This window comes from Paenibacillus sp. B2(2019) (assembly GCF_008370385.1).
In the GTDB taxonomy this organism is placed as follows: domain Bacteria; phylum Bacillota; class Bacilli; order Paenibacillales; family Paenibacillaceae; genus Paenibacillus_AQ.
In genome coordinates, this window is the sequence record NZ_VTZR01000029.1 from 1 (window position 1) to 20,949 (window position 20,949).

General features: G+C 45.6%; 18 protein-coding genes and 1 other RNA gene. 2 read left to right on the forward strand and 17 right to left on the reverse strand.

The window, feature by feature from the left end:
* Nucleotides 1–346: 346 nt before the first annotated feature.
* The 14 genes from PAENI_RS29395 to rpoE all read right to left on the reverse strand — a co-directional run bounded on the left by PAENI_RS29395 (nucleotide 347) and on the right by rpoE (nucleotide 13,225).
* A complete protein-coding gene (locus PAENI_RS29395) occupies nucleotides 347–604 on the reverse strand; it encodes a pro-sigmaK processing inhibitor BofA family protein (protein ID WP_410477498.1) in 258 nt (85 codons plus the stop codon).
* A 43-nt stretch (nucleotides 605–647) separates the two neighbouring features.
* The gene (locus PAENI_RS29400) at nucleotides 648–899 is read right to left on the reverse strand and encodes a DUF2508 family protein (RefSeq protein ID WP_149647688.1); all 252 of its coding nucleotides are present in this window, start codon (nucleotides 897–899) and stop codon (nucleotides 648–650) included.
* 136 nt (nucleotides 900–1,035) lie between these two features.
* Complete coding sequence (gene recR, locus PAENI_RS29405) at nucleotides 1,036–1,635, reverse strand: recombination mediator RecR (RefSeq protein WP_042123249.1); 600 nt, start codon at nucleotides 1,633–1,635, stop codon at nucleotides 1,036–1,038.
* 39 nt (nucleotides 1,636–1,674) lie between these two features.
* Nucleotides 1,675–1,986, reverse strand: coding sequence for a YbaB/EbfC family nucleoid-associated protein (locus PAENI_RS29410; protein WP_042183982.1), 312 nt, complete (start codon nucleotides 1,984–1,986; stop codon nucleotides 1,675–1,677).
* Nucleotides 1,987–2,033: 47 nt separating this feature from the next.
* Complete coding sequence (gene dnaX / locus PAENI_RS29415; RefSeq protein WP_149647689.1) at nucleotides 2,034–3,809, reverse strand: DNA polymerase III subunit gamma/tau; 1,776 nt, start codon at nucleotides 3,807–3,809, stop codon at nucleotides 2,034–2,036.
* Nucleotides 3,810–3,946: 137 nt separating this feature from the next.
* Nucleotides 3,947–4,215: signal recognition particle sRNA large type (gene ffs / locus PAENI_RS29420), an RNA gene on the reverse strand.
* A 116-nt stretch (nucleotides 4,216–4,331) separates the two neighbouring features.
* Nucleotides 4,332–4,529: a 50S ribosomal protein L31 gene (gene rpmE / locus PAENI_RS29425; protein WP_042123239.1), complete on the reverse strand. Its 198-nt coding sequence runs from the start codon at nucleotides 4,527–4,529 to the stop codon at nucleotides 4,332–4,334.
* A 131-nt stretch (nucleotides 4,530–4,660) separates the two neighbouring features.
* Nucleotides 4,661–5,938 (reverse strand): radical SAM family protein, encoded by a 1,278-nt coding sequence (locus tag PAENI_RS29430; protein WP_042183978.1) that lies wholly within the window; start codon nucleotides 5,936–5,938, stop codon nucleotides 4,661–4,663.
* A gap of 25 nt (nucleotides 5,939–5,963) precedes the next feature.
* A complete protein-coding gene (rho, locus tag PAENI_RS29435; RefSeq protein ID WP_042123234.1) occupies nucleotides 5,964–7,316 on the reverse strand; it encodes a transcription termination factor Rho in 1,353 nt (450 codons plus the stop codon).
* A 163-nt stretch (nucleotides 7,317–7,479) separates the two neighbouring features.
* Complete coding sequence (locus PAENI_RS29440; RefSeq protein ID WP_060623903.1) at nucleotides 7,480–8,733, reverse strand: UDP-N-acetylglucosamine 1-carboxyvinyltransferase; 1,254 nt, start codon at nucleotides 8,731–8,733, stop codon at nucleotides 7,480–7,482.
* A 187-nt stretch (nucleotides 8,734–8,920) separates the two neighbouring features.
* The gene (gene fba, locus PAENI_RS29445) at nucleotides 8,921–9,775 is read right to left on the reverse strand and encodes a class II fructose-1,6-bisphosphate aldolase (RefSeq protein WP_036679934.1); all 855 of its coding nucleotides are present in this window, start codon (nucleotides 9,773–9,775) and stop codon (nucleotides 8,921–8,923) included.
* Nucleotides 9,776–9,983: 208 nt separating this feature from the next.
* Complete coding sequence (locus PAENI_RS29450) at nucleotides 9,984–10,370, reverse strand: response regulator (protein ID WP_042123230.1); 387 nt, start codon at nucleotides 10,368–10,370, stop codon at nucleotides 9,984–9,986.
* A gap of 369 nt (nucleotides 10,371–10,739) precedes the next feature.
* A complete protein-coding gene (gene pyrG / locus PAENI_RS29455) occupies nucleotides 10,740–12,347 on the reverse strand; it encodes a CTP synthase (protein ID WP_042183974.1) in 1,608 nt (535 codons plus the stop codon).
* Between the two features lie 326 nt (nucleotides 12,348–12,673).
* Complete coding sequence (rpoE, locus tag PAENI_RS29460; protein WP_042183972.1) at nucleotides 12,674–13,225, reverse strand: DNA-directed RNA polymerase subunit delta; 552 nt, start codon at nucleotides 13,223–13,225, stop codon at nucleotides 12,674–12,676.
* 458 nt (nucleotides 13,226–13,683) lie between these two features.
* Between rpoE and PAENI_RS29465 the strand changes: the two genes are divergently transcribed.
* Nucleotides 13,684–14,853, forward strand: coding sequence for a S8 family peptidase (locus PAENI_RS29465; protein WP_149647702.1), 1,170 nt, complete (start codon nucleotides 13,684–13,686; stop codon nucleotides 14,851–14,853).
* A gap of 127 nt (nucleotides 14,854–14,980) precedes the next feature.
* On the opposite strand, the gene argS is transcribed toward PAENI_RS29465, so the two are convergent.
* The 3 genes from argS to PAENI_RS29480 form a co-directional block, all read right to left on the reverse strand.
* Nucleotides 14,981–16,666 carry an arginine--tRNA ligase gene (argS, locus tag PAENI_RS29470; RefSeq protein WP_076121339.1) on the reverse strand — a complete coding sequence of 562 codons (1,686 nt, stop codon included), beginning with the start codon at nucleotides 16,664–16,666 and terminating at the stop codon, nucleotides 14,981–14,983.
* The gene (locus tag PAENI_RS29475; RefSeq protein WP_149647703.1) at nucleotides 16,663–17,106 is read right to left on the reverse strand and encodes a YwiB family protein; all 444 of its coding nucleotides are present in this window, start codon (nucleotides 17,104–17,106) and stop codon (nucleotides 16,663–16,665) included. The genes argS and PAENI_RS29475 overlap by 4 nt, the downstream gene beginning before the upstream one ends.
* A gap of 336 nt (nucleotides 17,107–17,442) precedes the next feature.
* Nucleotides 17,443–18,627 (reverse strand): beta propeller repeat protein, encoded by a 1,185-nt coding sequence (locus PAENI_RS29480; protein ID WP_149647690.1) that lies wholly within the window; start codon nucleotides 18,625–18,627, stop codon nucleotides 17,443–17,445.
* A gap of 224 nt (nucleotides 18,628–18,851) precedes the next feature.
* Between PAENI_RS29480 and PAENI_RS29485 the strand changes: the two genes are divergently transcribed.
* Nucleotides 18,852–20,912 (forward strand): transglycosylase domain-containing protein, encoded by a 2,061-nt coding sequence (locus PAENI_RS29485; protein WP_149647691.1) that lies wholly within the window; start codon nucleotides 18,852–18,854, stop codon nucleotides 20,910–20,912.
* Nucleotides 20,913–20,949 lie beyond the last annotated feature (37 nt).

Consider the following 20,949-nt stretch of genomic DNA (forward strand, 5'->3'; position numbering starts at 1 on the left):
CGCCGCCAGCGTTCGTCCTGAGCCAGGATCAAACTCTCCAATTAGTATTGAAAAGAGCGATATGCTCATTTTGAAACATCTGACGAGAAAATTAATTCTCTAATTTCGGATTTCACTTTCGTGATTTCCCACTCACTCGTTGTTCAGTTTTCAAAGATCAATGTCTCATCTTTCGTTGTCGTTGCTTGTCAGCAGCGACCTTTATAATATATCACAGCACCTTTGTTTTCGTCAAGCGTTTTTTTAATTTCTTTTTTTCGCTTACCGTTTCAGCAAGTTGTTAATCAACATCTTGTCCAAAGGGGCGAGACTTAATGTATCATATTTTTCAAACTCACGTCAAGCATTAAAACAAAATAATTCTTAATCCTATTAACATTACTACGCCTGGAAGGCCAAGAACCGTTACTGCGCCTATGGTTGCGGGATTCAGGGGGATATGAACTTGTGTGAATAAACCCGAGAAATTCACTACATATATTGCGAGCGCAGCCAGTACCAAATGAGCTCCGAACAGACTAAGCCATCCAAAGCCAAGTTTTTTCCGGAATACAATTACACTTAACAATACAACTGATATGACCAGTACTCCTATAGCTAACATTCTTAGCATGTTGATCCCTCCTATATTTCCTTTTGACTAGCGCCTACATCTGACTGGTATTCAATCCAATGCTCTTTGCATGTTTGAGATGTATCTGATACTTGCGCTCTGCTGCCTCTAAAATATAAATAGCATAATCAATTTGATCTTGACCCAACGCTTCATCAAACATTAGGTACGCTCTCTCCCACTCAGATTGCGCCTTACGAACCTCCAGCAACGTTTCCCAACCCTCCGTATCTTTTCTACCCTGTTCTTCATCTGCTCCCCGCCACAATGAGGTCCACCATCCCATTACTCATTCCTCCTCAGAATAATTTCGATGCAAAATTACATCTCGTTATTCTCATTCATATCGGGATAGGGACAAACTTAGAACAAAAAAAGGAGGCCCAGGGGGCCTCCTTTTGAAAAACACGACTTTAGAGCTACTAGAATAGCTCACGACGACCTTCCAACGCTTTGGACAAGGTAACCTCGTCGGCATATTCAAGATCGCCACCAACAGGCAAGCCATGGGCTATTCTGGTGATTTTAATCTCAAAAGGCCGAACTAAACGAGAAATATACATCGCCGTTGCCTCACCCTCAATGTTGGGGTTAGTCGCCATGATAAGCTCACTCACTCTTTCATCACTCAAACGAGTCAATAATTCCTTCAAGCGAATATCATCAGGGCCTATACCTTCCATAGGTGAAATCGCACCCTGAAGAACGTGATAATACCCATTAAACTCTTTGGTTCGTTCTATTGCCACCAAATCCTTGGAGTCTTGGATCACACAGATTACTGAAGGATCTCTAGTTTTGTCCTGACATATCTTACACGGGTCCGTATCCGTAATATTACAGCAGACGGAGCAATAATGAAGATTACGCTTGACACTTACTAGCGCTTTAGCAAAATCAATGACGTCATCCTCTTTCATGTTAAGCACATGAAAAGCTAACCGGGCGGCTGTCTTCGGCCCAATCCCGGGCAAGCGCGTAAAAGCATCGATCAGCTTGGCTAGCGGTTCGGGATAATACAAATTAATAATTCTCCTTTAGACGAAAGTGGAGTGAGTGAATTAGAACAAGCCTGGGATCTTCATTCCACCAGTAAATTTACCCATATCATTGTTCGCAAGGTCTTCAGCTTGAGTCAAAGCATCATTAACTGCAGTGATTACCAAATCCTGTAGCATTTCAACATCTTCCGGATCAACAGCTTCTGGCTTGATTTGGATAGAAAGCAGCTTTTTGTGGCCATTAACTTGAACTGTAACTACACCGCCACCTGATGAGCCTTCAATCACCTTGCCACCTAGTTCTTCTTGAGCTTTAAGCATTTGCTCCTGCATTTTCTTAACTTGCTTCATCATTTGGTTCATATTATTCATACATCATCTCTCCTTTGGAATGCGCAATTTGCGCTAGTATGCTTACATTACTCTTTTATGACAACAAGGTCTTCTCCAAAAAGCTGGATAGCCTCATCAATCCAAGGTTCAGATTTCGCATCTGCAGTATCATGTTCATGCTCTAGCCGCAACTCTTCTTTGCTAGGTTGTCCCACTGACTTCTGAGCGGCTTCGTTCCAATCGCGCTGCATTATAGTTACCAGTCTATAAGGTTTACCAAGACGCGCTGCAAACACATTCTCAATGACCTGTCTGTTTGCTGGCTTCTCCGTTGTATCACGATGAATCGTGTTCTTAAATGCAACAAGCACAGCATCGTCCATTACAGATACAGGTTCTCCGTCTACAAACCACGCATGAACCGTTACCTTCTCCTCTTTTACCCCTTGCAAGACAAGACTCCACTGTTTGTAGATAGCTGCAAAATCAGGACTATCCTTACCAGCAATAAACTTATCAACATTTGGAGGCATTTTGGAGGTTGCAGAGATTCTAGGCGCAGAACTTGGAGTCGGATTCGATTTCGCAGAAGAGGCACCATCTCGCCCACCTCCGGAAATACCACCGGCCTGCAATGCCTGCTCCAGCTTTTTCTCCAGCGCAGTAATCTGTCTCTTGAGCAGATCCAGTTCACCAGAGTGGACTGCAGGAGCATTCCCCCCTGATCCAGCCTGCAATGCACCTAACGGAGCAGCTGATGCGGTCTCACTTTCCTCTTGCTGCAAGCTACAAAGCTTCATCAGCGCGACTTCAAACAAAGTCTGCGGATGAGTAGCATATTTCATTTCACCCAGGTACTTATTAAGTGTATCTACGATCTGAAACAGACGATCCCGGGAAAATGCGGTGGCCATATCTTTAAACTCGGCGGGATTAAGCACTCGCTCCGTCAGTTGATCGGCCCCAGGTACCATCTTAATCATCAATAAATCACGGAAATAATACATAAGATTCTCTAGACATTTATCAGCACTCTTACCTTCATGCATAAGCTGTTCAACAAGCTCCAGCAGAAGACCCATATCACCTTCCAATATGGCAGTGGCAAGACGTGCAAATTGCTCAGAGGGTATCCCTCCGGTCATCCCCAGGACTTGTTCGTACGTAACTTTGCCATCTGTAAAAGATGAAATCTGATCCAGCAAACTCACTGCATCGCGCATACCTCCATCAGAAAGGCGGGCAATATACTGCAATGCGTTAACATCAGCTGTAATCCCTTCCTTCTCACAGATAGCACTTAGATGCGCTGTCTGCTCTTCCAAAGCTACTCTGCGGAAGTCAAAACGCTGACAACGAGAAATGATCGTCGCTGGCAATTTATGAGGTTCCGTAGTCGCAAGGATGAACATTGCATGTGACGGCGGTTCTTCCAATGTCTTTAATAGCGCATTAAATGCTTCTGTTGTCAGCATATGCACTTCATCAATAATATACACTTTACGGCGCACCTCGGTAGGTGCATATTTCACCTTGTCCCGGAGGTCGCGAATCTCTTCTACGCCCCGGTTGGATGCCGCGTCTATTTCCTGCACATCCATCACATTACCCGCAGTGATTCGCAAGCAGGAAGGACACTCGTTGCAAGGCTCCGGACCTGGCCCACGTTCACAATTGACCGCTTTCGCTAAGACTTTAGCAGCACTTGTCTTACCAGTTCCCCGCGGACCACTGAACAGATAGGCATGCGAAACCCGCTGTTCACGAATTGCGTTCTGCAGCGTTTGGATAATGTGCTGTTGTCCAACCATGTCTTGAAACGACTGCGGCCGCCAAGCACGGTACAGCGCGATATGTTCCACTATGCATTACCCTCTCTTAGGCTGCCTCTTTCCCGGCATTTGTCGCAAATTTATTATACTATATTCATCGGCTATTGACCAAAAACAAAAAGCATCTTTGCTTGTGGCAAAGATGCTGTTATAAACAGAATTATAAACCGTGCACCTGTTATTGATGACTACGATCCAAGCGGCAACCCTACATGACTGCTCGGGCTAGGCCACCCTCCGGCACAAGAGTAAACTTACTTATGGCTGCTTCCTTCCGGACCTGACCAGGTTCATAAGCACTCATTGCGGAGGACCCAACCGTCAACACAGCCCGTAGGAACCAAGGCCTCACATCGATAGCACCTCTAACAGGAATTCAACCTCGCTACAGCGGATTGCGAGTTACAGGGCACCGCTACCTCCCCGTCTAGCACGGCGAAGATAAGTATAGCTCACGCTCGGACAAAAATCAACTCCAAGACATAAAATGAGCCCCCAGCGAGAAAGCTGGGAGCTCGATCTAACCATTAAGCCGCTAAGCGGCTATTCCAATTAGATACCGTATTTCTTCTTGAATTTATCAACGCGACCGCCGGCATCCAGGAACTTCTGCTTGCCAGTGAAGAAAGGATGGCAGCTGGAGCAAATTTCAACACGAAGCTCTTGTTTAACAGAGCCAGCTTCGAAAGAGTTGCCACATGCGCAGGTTACCTTAGTTAAGTTATACTTTGGTTGAATTGCTGCTTGCATTTTGAATTTCACCTCTCATGCCCTAAGCCTCATGCGGACCCAGAGTTATATGATTACACTGTGGTATTTTAGCACGAAAAATTCAATTGATCAATATGTTTCATTGGTAATTCATTGGTACATTTAATCTATTAAATGTTGAGTTGCCGTTGCTTTACCCGAGCCATATTTGCTGGTGGTACATGTGTGTAAGAACCAATAACAACATCCGGCAATTCGTCCCGGAAAATTTCCAGCATCGTCTTCATGCCGAGAATTTCACCCTTAGCAGGAGGAATTAATTCCAGATAACTCTCTGGATCAATGTTCAGATTACGCATCTGAATAAGCTTCAGATCCGTACGTCTTACAAACTCCACCATCGCCTCAATCTCTTCTTCGCGATCAGTTACTCCAGGGAAAATCAGATAGTTGATCGATGTGTAAACACCTTGCGAGGCAGCATATTTCAAAGACTTCTCTACATTAGCCAATGTGTAGCCACGTGGTTTGTAATAAGCATTGTAATGATCATCTAGAGCACTAATCGTGCTGACACGCATCAAATCCAGCCCAGCATCGACGATTCCACGAATATGATCGCTTAAACCAGCATTGGTGTTGATATTAATGTAGCCCATGTCAGTAATCGAGCGCACTTCACGGATTGCTTCTATAATAAGTTTTGCCTGCGTAGAAGGCTCACCTTCACAGCCTTGTCCAAAACTGATAATCGATTCAGGCGTCTTCAAGTGCTCCAACATAACTTGTGAAATTTCATTGACCGTTGGTCGGAAATTCATCCGAGTCTGCGGAGACACAAAACCACTATCATCAGGTTGTTCAGAAATACAGCCAAAACATCCAGCATTACATGAATAAGAGACAGGCACACCGCCCTCCCAACGCCCTAAGAAGGTGTTGGAGGAAGTCAGGCATTCATAACCAAGCGCACAGTTAGAAAGATGCTCATAGAGACGGTTATCAGGATATTTGGCAGTCAACTCGCCAACGCTTACCTCAAGATCCTGTTTATCACAGTTCAGTGGGTTCCACTTCTCCGGATTATCGGTTGGATCCGCCGCAACATAGAACCCGCCATCCTTCCACACTACAGCCGAATACCCAAACAGAGGAAGCTTGTAAGACTTATCTGTCTTTACATACCCAGGAAGACACAAGCGAGTATAGCCCTGAGGCAGCAGCGCGCCTACAGCCTGTGAGCCATCCGGCAACGCCATCATTTCACCTGTCTCAGGATCCATACCCACAGCCCGCGTACTAGGCAAGCCCACAAGAGTGGCGCCTTCAGGCAGCGGAATCAACTCTTCCTCCAACATTTCAACGATCATATCTCCACTACGGGCTAACCCGTACAGTTCTGGATGATCATATACGTTTCCTTGCCCGTCGGCATATACCAAATACATGTTAGTCTCCTCTTATTATCAATTCTCAAGTTGTAGGTACTGAAGAAGTCTTTGCCCGTGTTGTGCGACGAGCAGCCGTACCACTGTTGGAAGTTCCTCCGCTACTTGCAGTTCCATTTGGCGATTGTTTAGCTCCCGCAACGTCAAATGATGCTAAGAATTCAGCATTAGTCTTTGTATCACGCAGCTTTTTGATGAATCCCTCCACAAAATCGTAGGATTCATTCATATTTTTGCGAATCGCCCAGATCGTATCAAGCTCTTCTTTGCTCAAGAGCACTTCTTCACGACGTGTACCTGAACGACGAATATCAATAGCAGGGAATATACGGCGTTCCGCCAATTTGCGGTCCAAATGAAGCTCCATATTACCAGTACCCTTAAACTCTTCATAAATAATATCATCCATACGTGATCCGGTATCAATTAAAGCAGTTGCTAAAATAGTCAGTGAACCGCCCTCTTCTACATTCCGTGCAGAGCCAAAAAACCGTTTCGGCCGATGAAAGGCTGCTGGGTCAATCCCCCCACTAAGCGTGCGTCCAGATGGTGGAACCACAAGATTATACGCACGTGCAAGACGGGTAATGCTGTCTAAAAGAATAACTACATCCTTCTTGTGCTCAACTAAACGAAGAGCTCTTTGCAACACAAGTTCGGCCACTTTAATATGATTCTCTGGAAGCTCATCAAACGTCGATGCAACCACTTCGCCTTTTACTGAACGCTGCATATCAGTTACTTCTTCGGGACGCTCATCTATTAGCAATACAAAGAGTTCAATCTCAGGATTATTAGTGGAAATACTATTGGCAATTTCTTTCAAGAGGAGCGTTTTTCCTGCTTTAGGAGGTGCTACAATCAAACCCCGCTGCCCCAAACCTACAGGAGCGAGCAAATCCATTATTCGGGTAGACAAATGAGTAGGGGATGTTTCAAGCGGTAGCTTGTCTTGCGGATAAAGTGGTGTTAATGCTGGAAAATGTAGTCGCTCCGCTGCGCTAGCAGGGTTCTCGCCATTAACGGCATTGACTTGAAGCAGGCCAAAATATCGTTCATTTTCTTTCGGCGTCCGGCATTTCCCAGATACAAGATCTCCGCTTCTGAGATCAAACTTCCGAATTTGTGAGGCTGAGATATAAATATCTTCAGCGCTAGGCAAATAGTTAATCGGCCTTAGAAATCCATAGCCCTCGGGTAGAATTTCCAGTACGCCTTCCATAAACATAAGACCGCTTTGCTCTGCCTGTGCCCGAAGGATCGCAAAGATCAGTTCCCGTTTCTTCAGCTGTCCGTAATAAGGGATCTGGTATTTCTTGGCCAGCTTATACAACTCGGTCAGCTTCATTTCTTCCAAATCGGAAATTTGAAGATCCATGTAATAACCACCTATTCAATTTTTAAATGAGTTCGCCCTAGTCTATCTACTAGGCAAAATGATGAGTCTATTAAAATGCCCATTAGGATATTAATACCCAATTTGGAAGGATATATGCGGTAAATAAGCAAATAAACCTCCTTCCAAACGGGATATCCTAATTTTATTCGTTCTCACGCCAAACATGAGCACCAAGTTGTCGAAGGTTGCTCACTAAATTATCATAACCACGGTCAATATATTCTACGCCGGTCACCTCGGTGATCCCATCCCCTACTGTCAATCCAGCAATGACAAGAGCAGCACCTGCCCGTAAATCGGTCGCTTTCACCTTTGCAGCGTTAAGCTTACCACCCTCAATAATTGCAGAACGGCCTTCAACGCGTATTTTCGCGCCCATCCGTACCAATTCTGGCACATGTTTAAAACGGTTGCTGTAGACGAAATCGCTAAGCACACTAACGCCTTCCGCCTGTGTCAACATACTTGTCATAGGAGATTGTAAATCTGTAGGAAAGCCAGGATAGGTCAACGCTTTGACATCTGCGTGCTCATATTTAGCTCTACCTATAACGCGAATACTTTCGTCAAGCTCTTCAATATCAACGCCCATCTCTAAAAGCTTGGCCGTTAAAGCTTCCAAGTGCTTAGGAATAACGTTATCTATCAACACATTACCACGCGTAGCCGCAGCGGCAATCATATAAGTTCCTGCTTGAATCCGATCGGGAATAATGGAGTGACGGCAACCGTGCATCTCCGATACCCCTTCGATTCTGATGGTTTCTGTACCAGCGCCTTTAATAACAGCGCCCATAGAGTTCAATAGGGTTGCTACATCTATAATCTCAGGCTCTTTAGCCGCATTTTCAATAATTGTGGAGCCTTTGGCACGTGAAGCCGCCAGCATGATGTTAATAGTGGCACCTACGCTTGATACGTCTAAATAAATCTTCGCACCGCGTAGCTCTTTAGCATATAAGTGGATAGAACCATGTTCGTTGGTAACTGTTGCTCCCAGTGCCTCGAATCCTTTGATATGCTGATCGATTGGACGAGGTTCGAAGTTACAACCACCGGGCAGACCTATTGTCGCTTCTTTGAATCTTCCAAGTAGAGCTCCCATCATATAATACGAAGCTCGAAGTTTCTTAACCGGACCATTAGGCATAGGTATAGATACAATACGCGAAGGATCAATTTTCATCTGGTTGCCTGACCAAGATACACTTGCGCCAAGCTCTTGCAAGATTTCGGAGTAAACGGCTACATCACTAAGGGACGGTAAATTATCAAGAACAACTTCAGATTCGGCCAAAATCGCCGCAGGAATAAGTGCAATAGCACTATTCTTTGCTCCACTGATGGTTACAACGCCCTCTAGCGGACGTCCACCGCCAATCATTAATTTTTCCATAGATTTATCAATTTCCCCCTACGTGTATTGCAGCTGTGTGGGCAATACGTGCTGTGGACTTTTAGTGATGAAAATGGAAAGACACCGGCTAAGCGGTGTGCTTTCCTCATCAAACTATTCAACTGGGCAGAGCTACACCCTGCCCTTTACAAATTGCTTGTCCACCTGTGGCGGAAGCTAACAATGATTAGGCTTTGTTGTTGGATCCAAATTCGCGGATTTTACCGATAACGGTTTCTTTGATCGCATCGCGACCTGGTGCGATGAATGTACGTGGATCGTAAGCATCAGGTTTAGCAGCTAGAACTTCGCGGACAACTTTTGCGAACACGATTTGGTTCTCAGTGTTTACGTTGATTTTGGAAGTACCCAAGGAGATAGCTTTCTTGATGTCATGCTCAGGAATACCTGTACCACCATGAAGAACCATTGGGATGTTAGTAGCGTCGCGGATTTCTTCCATTTCTTTAAATCCGAGGTTAGGCTCGCCATGGTAAGGTCCATGAACGGAACCTAGTGCAGGAGCCAAAGTGTCGATACCTGTTTCTTTAACAATACGTACGCACTCATCAAGCTTAGCATACATGATGCCGCCGATAACGTCGTCTTCTTGTCCACCAACAGTACCTACTTCTGCTTCTACAGAAACACCTTTAGCGTGAGCATATTCAACGACTTTTTTAGTCATATCAATGTTCTCATCGATTGGGTGGTGGGAACCGTCGATCATTACGGATGTAAATCCAGCATCAATTGCTGCTTTACATTTATCAAAGCTAGATCCATGGTCAAGGTGGATCGCTACAGGAACTGTGATATTCATATCGATAATTAGACCTTCTACCATTTTAACAACAGTAGTGAAGCCGCCCATGTGACGTGCTGCGCCTTCGGATACACCAAGGATTACTGGTGATTTCTCTTGTTCAGCGGCACCAAGAATAGCTTGTGTCCACTCCAAGTTGTTAATGTTGTACTGACCTACTGCGTATTTTCCTTCAAGTGCTTTGTTCAACATGTCTGTCATAGATACTAATGGCATGGTTTCATCCTCCTAAGAATGTTGGTTGGCTATGTTTTTAAACCGACATCACATACAGGCTTATTATAACACATCCTGAGTCAAATACTAAATAGGATAAACAAAAAAATGTCCCGGTGGGACGATTTTTATCCAGCCCGTATAGCATTTGCACTCAAACTGTTTATAATCACCATAACCAAATAGAATCGATACAGAAAATATCACTTTAACTGCATTGATCTACAGACTTATTATGAAGATGCATATTGACCGCTACCCGCATTTCATCGATGTCAAATGGCTTTGTGAAATGCATCAATGCGCCTAGCTTGGTTGCTTCCTTAATCATATCCAGCTCCCCATAAGCGGTCATCATTATGACCTTAATGGATGGATTTAGTTCCTTCAGATGCTTCAAAATCTCGAGTCCATCCATTCCCGGTATTTTCATATCGAGCAAAACCAAGTCAGGAGACTCACTGCGAACAATGTCTAAGGCCAATTTTCCGTTAGCTGCTTGAAATGTCGTATATCCTTCGCTATTGAACACTTCCATAAGAAGAATCCGAATCCCATTCTGATCATCGACAATTAACACTTTCTTTTTTTCCATATAATACCCTCCCAGAGATTAAGCCAGATTGACTATACCGCGCTCTCCACAGCTAACGGCCCCTTCAGAAACTAACCCATACGAAACCTATTATTCGTGCTTCACTGCTCAAATCCTGCTAATTGGATAAAATGGGTAAATAAAGAGTCTGAATTACAGTGATGTCATTTACGGAGCTCTTCAAAATGGACAAACAGGCATAAACACCTTCGGCGTCCCTATAAGGACGGTAAGCGTTTAAGCGAAAAATATTAGACATAAAGAATAGATAAACAACTTATACTTTCGAATAGTTAAAAAAAAGAGCCTCCTATGGGAGGCTCTTCAGGTTTGAGACAGAACCCGCAGGTTCCGATTATATTTACAAAATTACTGCTGTTCGGAATGAGTCAAAGAAGCTTTGACGAAATCACGGAACAACGGTTGTGGACGGTTCGGACGTGAAGTGAATTCCGGATGGAATTGAACCGACAAGAACCAAGGATGTCCCGGAAGCTCTACGATCTCAACTAAACGGCCATCTGGAGAGGTTCCGGAAATAACCAGACCTGCTTTTTCAATCTCATCACGGTACGTATTGTTGAACTCATACCGGTGACGGTGACGCTCATAAACCAGTTCATCATCGTAGCAAGACATTGCCAGGGAACCCTCAGCAATCTTACAAGGATACAAGCCAAGACGCATAGTACCGCCCATATCTTCAATATCCTTCTGCTCAGGAAGCAGATCGATCAGTGGATATGGTGTGTTCGGATCGATTTCGGAGCTATTCGCACCTTGTAGACCTAGAACAGAACGGCCATATTCGATTACGGAAACTTGCATACCTAAGCAAATTCCGAAGAAAGGTATCAATTTCTCACGGGCATAACGAATCGCAGAGATTTTACCTTCAATTCCCCGATCACCGAAACCACCAGGAACAAGAATACCACCAATACCACGCAGCATTTCATCCACGTTCTCATCCGTAATTTCCTCTGCATTCACCCAGCGAATCTTAACCTCTGCATTAGCAGCAAAGCCTGCGTGTGAAAGTGATTCAACAACGCTCAAATAAGCGTCATGCAGTGCTACGTACTTACCAACAATCGCAATTTCCACTGTTTTTTCAAGCTTCTGAATCCGTTCAAGCATACTTTCCCATTCACGCATATCTGGTGCAGGTGTTGTAAGCTTCAAATGATTAACAACAATCTCGTCCAATCCTTCATCACGAAGATTCAATGGAACTTCATACAACGTTGAAGCATCGCGGCATTCCACAACAGCATTAGCATCAATATCGCAAAAGAGTGCGATCTTCGCTTTCATATCTGCGGAAAGCTCATATTCCGTACGGCACACGATGACATTCGGTTGAATACCGATACTGCGCAGCTCTTTAACACTGTGTTGTGTCGGCTTTGTCTTCACTTCTCCAGCAGCCTTGATATAAGGAATCAAGGTTACGTGGATATACATCACATTTTCCCGTCCGATATCACTCTTGATCTGACGAATGGCTTCCAGGAACGGAAGACTTTCAATATCACCTACGGTTCCACCAATCTCTGTGATTACAACATCAGAGTTGGTCTCGCGGCCTGCACGGAACACGCGTTCTTTGATCTCATTCGTAATGTGTGGGATAACTTGTACAGTTCCGCCCAAATACTCTCCACGACGTTCCTTGCTGATTACAGATGAATAGATCTTACCTGTCGTCACATTGTTGTTCTTTGACAGATTAATATCAATAAACCGTTCATAGTGTCCAAGGTCAAGGTCAGTCTCCGCACCGTCATCGGTTACGAATACTTCACCGTGCTGATAAGGACTCATCGTTCCAGGGTCTACGTTAAGATACGGATCAAATTTCTGAATCGTTACCTTTAGACCTCTGTTTTTGAGCAGCCTGCCCAGCGAAGCGGCGGTAATGCCCTTGCCCAGGGAAGACACAACGCCACCCGTTACAAAAATATACTTTGTCACTGTAAAACCCTCCTAAATAAAGTCCAGACATAAAAGCGGCGCATGGTGTTTATCGTAACCCGTTTTACTATCATCAAAACAGGGGAAATCAAAAGTTTGATTCACCGGGGAAAACATAAAGCGTCGTCCCGCAAATTACATAAAACTACAGCTACTTTGCATCTAAAAAAACAAAAAAGTGACACCCGTAGAACCGGGGCACTTTTTATTTTAAGAAACGCGTTTATTAACTTACATGATAAGCCCATGCAATAGTTTACTCTGACGTTCCCCCACTGTCAAGGGAGGAATTAAACCATCAGCAAGACTCTTTGAAATTATTTATCTTACTTGTCAGCTTCTGCATCGTCTTCATCTGAGTCATCTTCTGCATCGTCTTCATCTGAGTCATCTTCGTCTATGTCATCTTCATCGATCACGACATCTTCGTCGACTTCTTCTTCGCTGTCGTCGTCGGAATAGAGGTCGTCGCGATCTTCGTCGATAGCGTCGAAATCCTCTTCTTCAGCAGCGTAGTTTTCTTCTTCTTCAGCAAAGTCGTCATCTTCCAAATCATCGTCTTCATCGTTGATGATACGCACGCGTTTGGTGTTACCAACCGGATCATCAGAGCGCTCTAGAGGATACCAGCGTTTCAATCCCCAAAGGTTGGTTCCGACACAGGCAAAACGCCCATCAATGTTAATCTCGGTATATAACTGGGCAATAGTATCTTGGCTTTGTTGATCGGTCATGCCGCGCAACTTGGCTACCTCGACCATCAGATCACGGTAATAATACGGTGTATTGGCTGCCTTAAGCACTAGAAAGGCCAAATCCACCATCGGCATTTCTTTAACTTTCTCAGGGTCTAGCTTTAAATTGAGTGGCGTACTCACTAAAGGACACTTCCTCTCACGCATTGTTCACATTACGGTTTATTTCAATAATATCCATTAACAAAACTAAGTAAAACCTATTTGACAACAAATTGCAAGTCAAAAGCGGTAACAGCTAACAGAAAGAGCCTTCAGGCTGTTATCCATAGCAGAAACCTGTCTCCATCTTGAAGAAGGATAAACCCAAAACATATGTACCTGTGTGAAACTTATAATTCCTTTTAAATAAAAAAAGGCGGAGGAAACCCTCCGCGCATGACTGTATCCACGCCAAGGATCGGCTCCTTACGTGATGTTACAAAGAGAGTGTTAATCTCTTCTGTCTATTTTATGTAAAGCGCCGTCTTTTGACACGATGGGCAGCCCATTTCGTTAAAAAAGGGCAAGTTCCCATTCGGACCCCCTCTTCCACTCATACAATATGGCAGCAGGGCACCGAGGAGGGGACAGCGAAACCTATGGACTATTACAAATTTTGGCACATGCTTCTTGAAGAAATATCGGTTGCCCCCAACAATGGTGAGCGGCGTATTCTTACCTTCAATGATCCCCGCCAGTATGCCGGGGCATTCACACAATGGAAGGCGCTGAAAGCGAAGCAGCCTGAGCTGCGGCAAGTGCAGGTATCTCCGCTGATTCGGGCCTTTTTTGTGCCTGCTGCCGGAGCTGGAAAACTAATGAACCGATTTGCAGACCTCCTAAATGTCGAAGAGGATCTACAAATACAAATCCATTCCATAGCTAACGAAAAGAGCGGTACCGCCACACTCCCTTGGGGAGTAAAAGCCATTCATGCTCCTCAGGCATGGTCCAAATCAACCGGAGTTCACGTCAAAATCGGCGTAATCGACACAGGTGCTGATTACCGCCATCCCGATCTGAAGCATTCATTAGCCTCTGGGGTCAACTTACTACACCGCGGAATGTTGCCGCTAGATGATAATGGACACGGGACTCATATCGCCGGCACTCTAGCTGCGGCAGGAGGAACACGCGGTATGATGGGAGTGGCTCCACGAGCGTTGCTATATCCAGTCAAGGCTTTTGATCATAGCGGCTCCGCTTATGTATCGGACATTGTACTGGGCATTGATTGGTGCGTACAGAACAAAATTGATATCATCAATATGAGCTTCGGAATGAAAACTAGAAGCAAAGCGCTTCACAATGTGGTTATTAAAGCGTACCGAGCCGGAATCGCTGTCATCGCCTCATCCGGGAATGATGGAAAACGTGGCGGAGACTATCCCGCACGTTATCCTGAGACGATTGCCGTGGGCGCCATCGATAAAAGACATCGTGTTGCTGGCTTCAGCAACCGCGGTTCTTATATCGATGTCTATGGCCCCGGCGAAGGCGTGACCTCCTGTTGGCTGAAGGAGGGCTACAAAGAGATGAGCGGCACCTCCATGGCGACCTCGCATGTCACGGGAGCCGCTGCACTGCTGCTCGCGGTGCGACCGGGACTCTCGCCAAGGGAGCTGAAGCTGCTCTTGCGCCGCACCGCGTCCCCGGTGCGGCTGCGCAAGGGGCAGCGACGCGCATCCCTTGGCGGCGGCGCTGCCGATGCCCTACGCCTGCTGAAAGCAGGAGTGAGGGCCAAGCGGGCGGTCTCCGCGAACGTATAGACCCTGCCCGGGCACCGGGTGGGTCACTCTGACGTGAGCGCAGCTTGTGCCGGTGCGAAGAACGGCACAAAATAGAATCCGCCTCCCAGGGAACCGGAAGGCGGATTTTTTGTCGTTTGATGTTGAATTACATGCGGTCTGGTGCGGAAACACCAACAAGACGCAGGACATTAGCAATGGTGGTACGCGCAGCACCAAGCAGTGCAAGTCGTGCCACGGTTTGAGCGGCATCCTCAGTGATTACACGTTCAGCTTTGTAATAACTGTGGAACATCGCAGCCAGCTCATATACATAACGGATGAGGCGATGTGGAGCATAACCTTCAGCCGCAACAGCAATTTCTGCTGGGAGCTCACCAATTTTGCGCAGCAGATCATATTCATGCACTGCTGTTAGCTTGGAGAAGTCAATCTCAGCGTAATCAGGGATAGAAATCCCTTGCTCCTCTGCCTGACGGAAGATGCTGCAGATACGCGCATGCGCATATTGAACGTAGAATACAGGGTTCTCATTAGAAGTAGAGATCGCCAAGTCCATATCGAAATCGAGATGGGAATCCATGCTACGCATAGTGAAGAAATAACGAATCGCATCGATTCCTACTTCTTCCATTAAGTCTTCCATCGTAACCGCTTTGCCGGTACGTTTCGACATTTTAACCTTTTCACCATTCTGGAACAGGCTGACCATCTGAGCAATCAGAACCACTAGCTTCTCAGGATCATTGCCAAGTGCTGACATCGCCGCTTTCATCCGCGGAATATAGCCATGATGATCCGCACCCCAAATGTTAATCATTTTATCGTAACCGCGGCCATACTTATCGCTGTGATAAGCAATGTCCGGTGTAAGGTAGGTGTATGTGCCATCGTTCTTAATCAGAACGCGGTCTTTATCATCGCCATACTTAGTCGTTTGCAGCCAGGTTGCCCCATCCTGCTCATAAACTTCTCCACGATCACGAAGCTCGTCTAGCGAGCGTAACACTTCTCCGTTCTCGTACAGCGAAGTCTCACTGAACCAGATATCGAAGTTTACGCGGAATAGTCCCAGATCACGTTTGATTTTATCGAGCTCTTTATTAAGTCCATAAGTCCGGAAAAATGCTGCGCGGTCACTTGGGCTCATTTCGAGTAGTGTATCACCCTTTTCAGCCACAAGCTCTTTAGCAAATCCCTTAATATCCTCGCCATGGTAACCGTCTTCAGGCATTTCTGCTTCTTGGCCCAGCTCCTGCAGGTAACGAGTTTCAATGGATTTGCACAGGTTGACCACCTGGTTACCGGCATCATTAATATAATATTCCCGTGTCACCTGATAGCCTGCATAATCGAGTACGTTGCAAAGCGCATCGCCGACAGCAGCACCACGAGCATGTCCTAAATGAAGGCTACCCGTTGGATTAGCGCTGACGAACTCCATTTCAACCTTCTGACCTTGACCGATGTTAATACGGCCATAATCATCACCCTGCTCAGCAACAAGGCTGATAATTGGGTACAAATAATTCTTGGACAAGGTAAAGTTAATAAAGCCTGGTCCGGCAATCTCAGCTTTTTCAATAGAAGCGCTGCTTGTATCCAAATGTTCTATAATTGCCTCAGCAATTTGGCGCGGGTTACGTTTTGCGATTTTGGTCAGCTGCATAGCAGCGTTCGTAGCCAAATCACCGTGTGCCTTATCTCTTGGTACTTCCAGTACGATATCCGGAACCTCTTCCGGTGCAACAATTCCTGCATTTACAATTGCATCGGCAATGGCTTCTTTTACCCGTTCATTCACTAGCTCCAACGGATTCTTTCTCTGTGTCATAATTTCGGTTCCTCCTGTATATGCAAACTAATAGCAAACTTTCCTGACAATTCCTCGTATACGTACAAATCATATTCCCATGCAACCGTTAGGGAGCGCCCTTCGCGCACCACGTCCAGCTTGTTCGTTTCTGTAGAAAGATTAAACTGTGTATATGGTGAACGATAGAATCCCGGCAGACGCCGTCCGGATTGAAAGCTCTGTTCCGACTGTATCCCACCGTGGCGGATTAGCTTTAGCTGATTGCCTGCAATCTTTATTGTTGTACGAACAGAAATTTTCTCTCCTCGAGGGCCTTGCTCTAACTCTTCATATTGAATATATAGATGCGGTCCTTTGGATACTACCTCTCCATTCGCTTTCATAACATTCCGCTGACCATCTTGAAGGCTCACGAGCGTAATAGAGACGCCATATTTGTTAGACTGTAATTCGGGCATCACACGTTCCTCCATTCTGCAAGCCTCTACATTCTGCATAAGAAAAACGCCTGTCGTAAAACTTAAACATTTTTATATCATTCAAAGGCCTATTCGCTTTCCCATTGTACACTATATCCAGTTCAAAGAAGCATTTCAATCTCAGAATCCATTAGATCTAGCTTAGCTCATAAAATTTTACCATATTGATGGATAAAAGCACACTTGGAACATGTAGTAAAACTGTACCCAAGTGCAACCAACTTCATAATTAACAGAAAAAACGGCTCCCTTAGGAACCGTTTAGAGGACTATAACGCTATGTTAGCTCGCTCACTACTTATACTAACCCACCCATTACAAGGACAAAATTTTCAACGAAAACCTAAGTTCCCAAGTAGCGCCACCATCTTTAGTTACGTATAACGATGAATAATCGCGTTCGCGAACAGCTATCCAACCTTCTTTATTACTAGTGAACGAGATTACCCCGTCATACCCAGCAATCGCCGGAAGATTGGTCCATTGCTTGCCACCGTTATATGAGCGTCCTACCGCTACTTTTTCCGCTGCGTCGGAATAACCCACTAAGAAGGTCGTACTGTTTCCTACCAGCTCCAAATTTCCAGGTCTGCCAGACGCAGGCCCTTTATTTACTACAGCCTTCCCGCTACCCGGAGCAGGCCCACCCCCAGCAGTTTCCTGAGCAATCACTCTATTCCAGCTCTTGCCCTTATTCGTACTTGTATATAGGGAATATGAGGTCTGACTCATCCCTGAGCCACCATAGAGAACCACATCAACTTGATCTCCCTTTGCAGTGATTTGCCCATACTCAGGATCGGAAAAGGCTACCTTCAACGCCAAACTCCAAGTTTTGCCACCATCTGTAGTCTTCATTACCCGGTAGCTGGTTCCAGGCACAGTTACAACGGCCCAGCCGGTATTACGATCACTGAAATAAGCACCGCGTGTATTGGATGGGGTTGAAATCTTACTCCAGCTAAGTCCCCCGTCCTTGGTGTAATACGTTGATGCCCTGTTATACCCGAAACCAATCTTACTGTCGATAAAATCGATTCTTTCAAAGCTAACAGCTTTATTCGAAAGTCTTTTCCATTCTGAGCCGCCATTAGAGGTACTGATTAAATATCGAGCTTGACCGTCTTCTACAGAAGCAAGGGCAAAACCATGCACGTTATCGGGAAAATCAATCTGTTTAAAGCTCCATTGGCCTTCATAAATTTCTTGAAAATTGCAGCCTCCATCAGAAGTGCCAATCATAAATCCATTGCCTGCTGCCCGTCCGATATTTCCATTCAGAAACTGAACATCAGAAAAGGTAAGCGGTGTGGATACGTCTCCTGAATGCTTGTTTTGCAGAGACTGTAGTAGCCCATGATCTCCAGTGCCGCACGCCGCTGGTGTAGCCGATGCAGCAGCATGTACAGAAGAAGCTGATGCACCCCAACCTGAAACCATTATTAGCGTCGCCGAAAGGGCGGTTATTGTCGTTCTGTGAATCTTTTTCGTCCAGTTCATAGTGACACCTCCTATTGTATATATACCCTAGCTTTCAATCTCTACTCTTTTATACCTCCTGAAGCACGCATGATCCACCATTGAATAGTCACAAAATGGAAACAGTTTGTCATCTCCTATTTAAATCTCCTCCGGTGATAGTCCCTTTAACAGATCACCTAGTTATACAATGAATATCCTTCCAGTTCCTTTCCCATAATACAAGGAGAAGGGAGTCTGGTGTCATGTCACGTGAATCAACGAGTCCACCCAAACGAAAAAGCCGCTTCCGCCGTTTATTCCGGCTGCTGGTAGCCATGATTATATTGTTTCTACTGACCACGGGAGCTCTGCTCGGTTACCTATACCAAAAAGATCTCCCTCCCATTGGCGACGATGTGCGCTCCAAGCTACTCGACTCCAGGGGCAACATTCTTGCCACCTTTACCTCAGACGGGCGTAGCCGTGAACCGGTCAAATTAAGTCAAATTTCTCCCCTGCTCATTGAAGCCACACTAGCCGTCGAGGATCGTAAGTTTTACGAGCATTCCGGATTTGACATGAAGGGAATGGCTCGGGCCGTGCTCGTCAATCTGGAAGAGGGAAACCGAACGCAGGGGGCTAGCACGCTAACTCAGCAGCTCGCGAGAAATCTTTATCTATCCCACGAGAAGACGTGGACGCGTAAAGCTAAAGAAGCCTTGTATACGATGCAGCTCGAGATGAAATACAGCAAAGATGAAATCTTGAACATGTATTTAAATAACATCTACTATGGCCATGGTGCCTATGGCATTGAAGCAGCCTCTCAAATGTATTTTGGTAAATCTGCAGCAGACTTAGACTTGGCAGAGAGTACCATGCTAGCTGGGATTCCAAAAGGACCAACCTATTATTCGCCGTACAATCATTTAGACAATGCTAAAAAACGGCAAAAAATCATTTTGACTGTCATGACCAATTTAGGAGAAATCACACAAGAAGAAGCAGGACAGGCTGTTCAGGAGGACTTGAACTTAAAGCCACAAGGACAGAAGGATACCACTGTGGTTGCACCTTATTTCAGAGATTATATCCGCAATCTGGCCACAGAATCTCTTCACATCAGCAGTGATGAGCTGGAACAAGGGGGACTAAATGTTTACACTACCCTTGACCCTGACATGCAGCATGCCGCAGAACAAGCAGTCGACAAAGAGATGGATCAAAAGAGTGATCTGGAGACCGCTCTTGTTTCCATCGATCCTCGCACTGGCTACATTAAAGCTATGGTCGGCGGAAAAAATTATCGTACCAACCAATACAACCATGCTCTAGCCACCACACGTCAGCCTGGCTCGTCCTTTAAGCCGATCATGTATTTAGCAGCACTCTCTTCTAAAGAGATGACTGGTCTTTCCGTTTTCAAAAGCCAGCCAACGATGTTCCATTATGATAACAATCGCAAAACCTACCAGCCTCGGAACTTCGGGGATAAGTATCTGGGCGAAATCAATATGCGACAAGCCATTGCAGCATCCGACAATATCTATGCTGTGAATACGATCATGAAGATCGGCGCAGATAAGGTGAGCGAGATGGCAGGCAAGATGGGCATTGATAGTCCGCTTCAAAGCGTGCCGTCACTGGCACTCGGTACCTCACCGATCAGTCCGCTAGAAATGGCTGCGGCATTCGCTGTTATTGGAAACAGTGGTCAGAAAATGCCCACCACAGCCATTCTAAAAATAACGGATTCTAATGGTATGGTGCTGTATGAAGCACCACAGTCAAAGGGTGAAGCCATTGTAGAGCCTTCTGCCGCCTATGTGTTGACCCGTTTAATGGAGGGGGTATTTGAGACTGGGGGGACAGGAAATCGCGTAGCTTCTATAATCAAACGTCCGGTAGCCGGCAAGACTGGAACTACGGATACAGACGGCTGGATGGTAGGCTTCACCCCCGAGCTGTCCACTGCAGTTTGGGTTGGATATGACAAGGGGCGCGACATCACAACTACCGATGGCCGACGGGCAGCTCCAATTTTCGCGGAGTTTACTGAAAAAGCGTTGGAAAATATCCCGCCTAAGATTTTTCCCATTCCAGATGACGTAGTCAGTGTATACATCAATCCGCAATCCGGTAAGCTAGCTACAGCAGCCTGTCCCGAAAAAGAACTGGAGACTTTCATTAGTGGAACTGAGCCCACCGAATACTGTGATCAACACGGCAAAGCTCCCGTTGTCGATGATGTACAAAGCAAAGTAGATCCTGCTGAAGAAAGTCGTTCCCTGTGGAACAATATTAAACGCTGGTGGTTGAATTAACCTCTTCATTAATTGAAGAGGTTTTTCTTTTTTATTA

Bases quoted from the DNA above. Each gene is read 5' to 3' on its own strand.
- PAENI_RS29395 (WP_410477498.1), bottom strand. From the start codon at position 604: ATGTTAGCTATAGGAGTACTGGTCATATCAGTTGTATTGTTAAGTGTA.
- PAENI_RS29400 (WP_149647688.1), bottom strand. From the start codon at position 899: ATGGGATGGTGGACCTCATTGTGGCGGGGAGCAGATGAAGAACAGGGT.
- PAENI_RS29410 (WP_042183982.1), bottom strand. From the start codon at position 1,986: ATGAATAATATGAACCAAATGATGAAGCAAGTTAAGAAAATGCAGGAG.
- rpmE (WP_042123239.1), bottom strand. From the start codon at position 4,529: ATGCAAGCAGCAATTCAACCAAAGTATAACTTAACTAAGGTAACCTGC.
- PAENI_RS29430 (WP_042183978.1), bottom strand. From the start codon at position 5,938: ATGTATTTGGTATATGCCGACGGGCAAGGAAACGTATATGATCATCCA.
- rho (WP_042123234.1), bottom strand. From the start codon at position 7,316: ATGGATCTTCAAATTTCCGATTTGGAAGAAATGAAGCTGACCGAGTTG.
- PAENI_RS29440 (WP_060623903.1), bottom strand. From the start codon at position 8,733: ATGGAAAAATTAATGATTGGCGGTGGACGTCCGCTAGAGGGCGTTGTA.
- fba (WP_036679934.1), bottom strand. From the start codon at position 9,775: ATGCCATTAGTATCTATGACAGACATGTTGAACAAAGCACTTGAAGGA.
- PAENI_RS29450 (WP_042123230.1), bottom strand. From the start codon at position 10,370: ATGGAAAAAAAGAAAGTGTTAATTGTCGATGATCAGAATGGGATTCGG.
- PAENI_RS29465 (WP_149647702.1), top strand. From the start codon at position 13,684: ATGGACTATTACAAATTTTGGCACATGCTTCTTGAAGAAATATCGGTT.
- argS (WP_076121339.1), bottom strand. From the start codon at position 16,666: ATGACACAGAGAAAGAATCCGTTGGAGCTAGTGAATGAACGGGTAAAA.
- PAENI_RS29475 (WP_149647703.1), bottom strand. From the start codon at position 17,106: ATGCCCGAATTACAGTCTAACAAATATGGCGTCTCTATTACGCTCGTG.
- PAENI_RS29480 (WP_149647690.1), bottom strand. From the start codon at position 18,627: ATGAACTGGACGAAAAAGATTCACAGAACGACAATAACCGCCCTTTCG.
- PAENI_RS29485 (WP_149647691.1), top strand. From the start codon at position 18,852: ATGTCACGTGAATCAACGAGTCCACCCAAACGAAAAAGCCGCTTCCGC.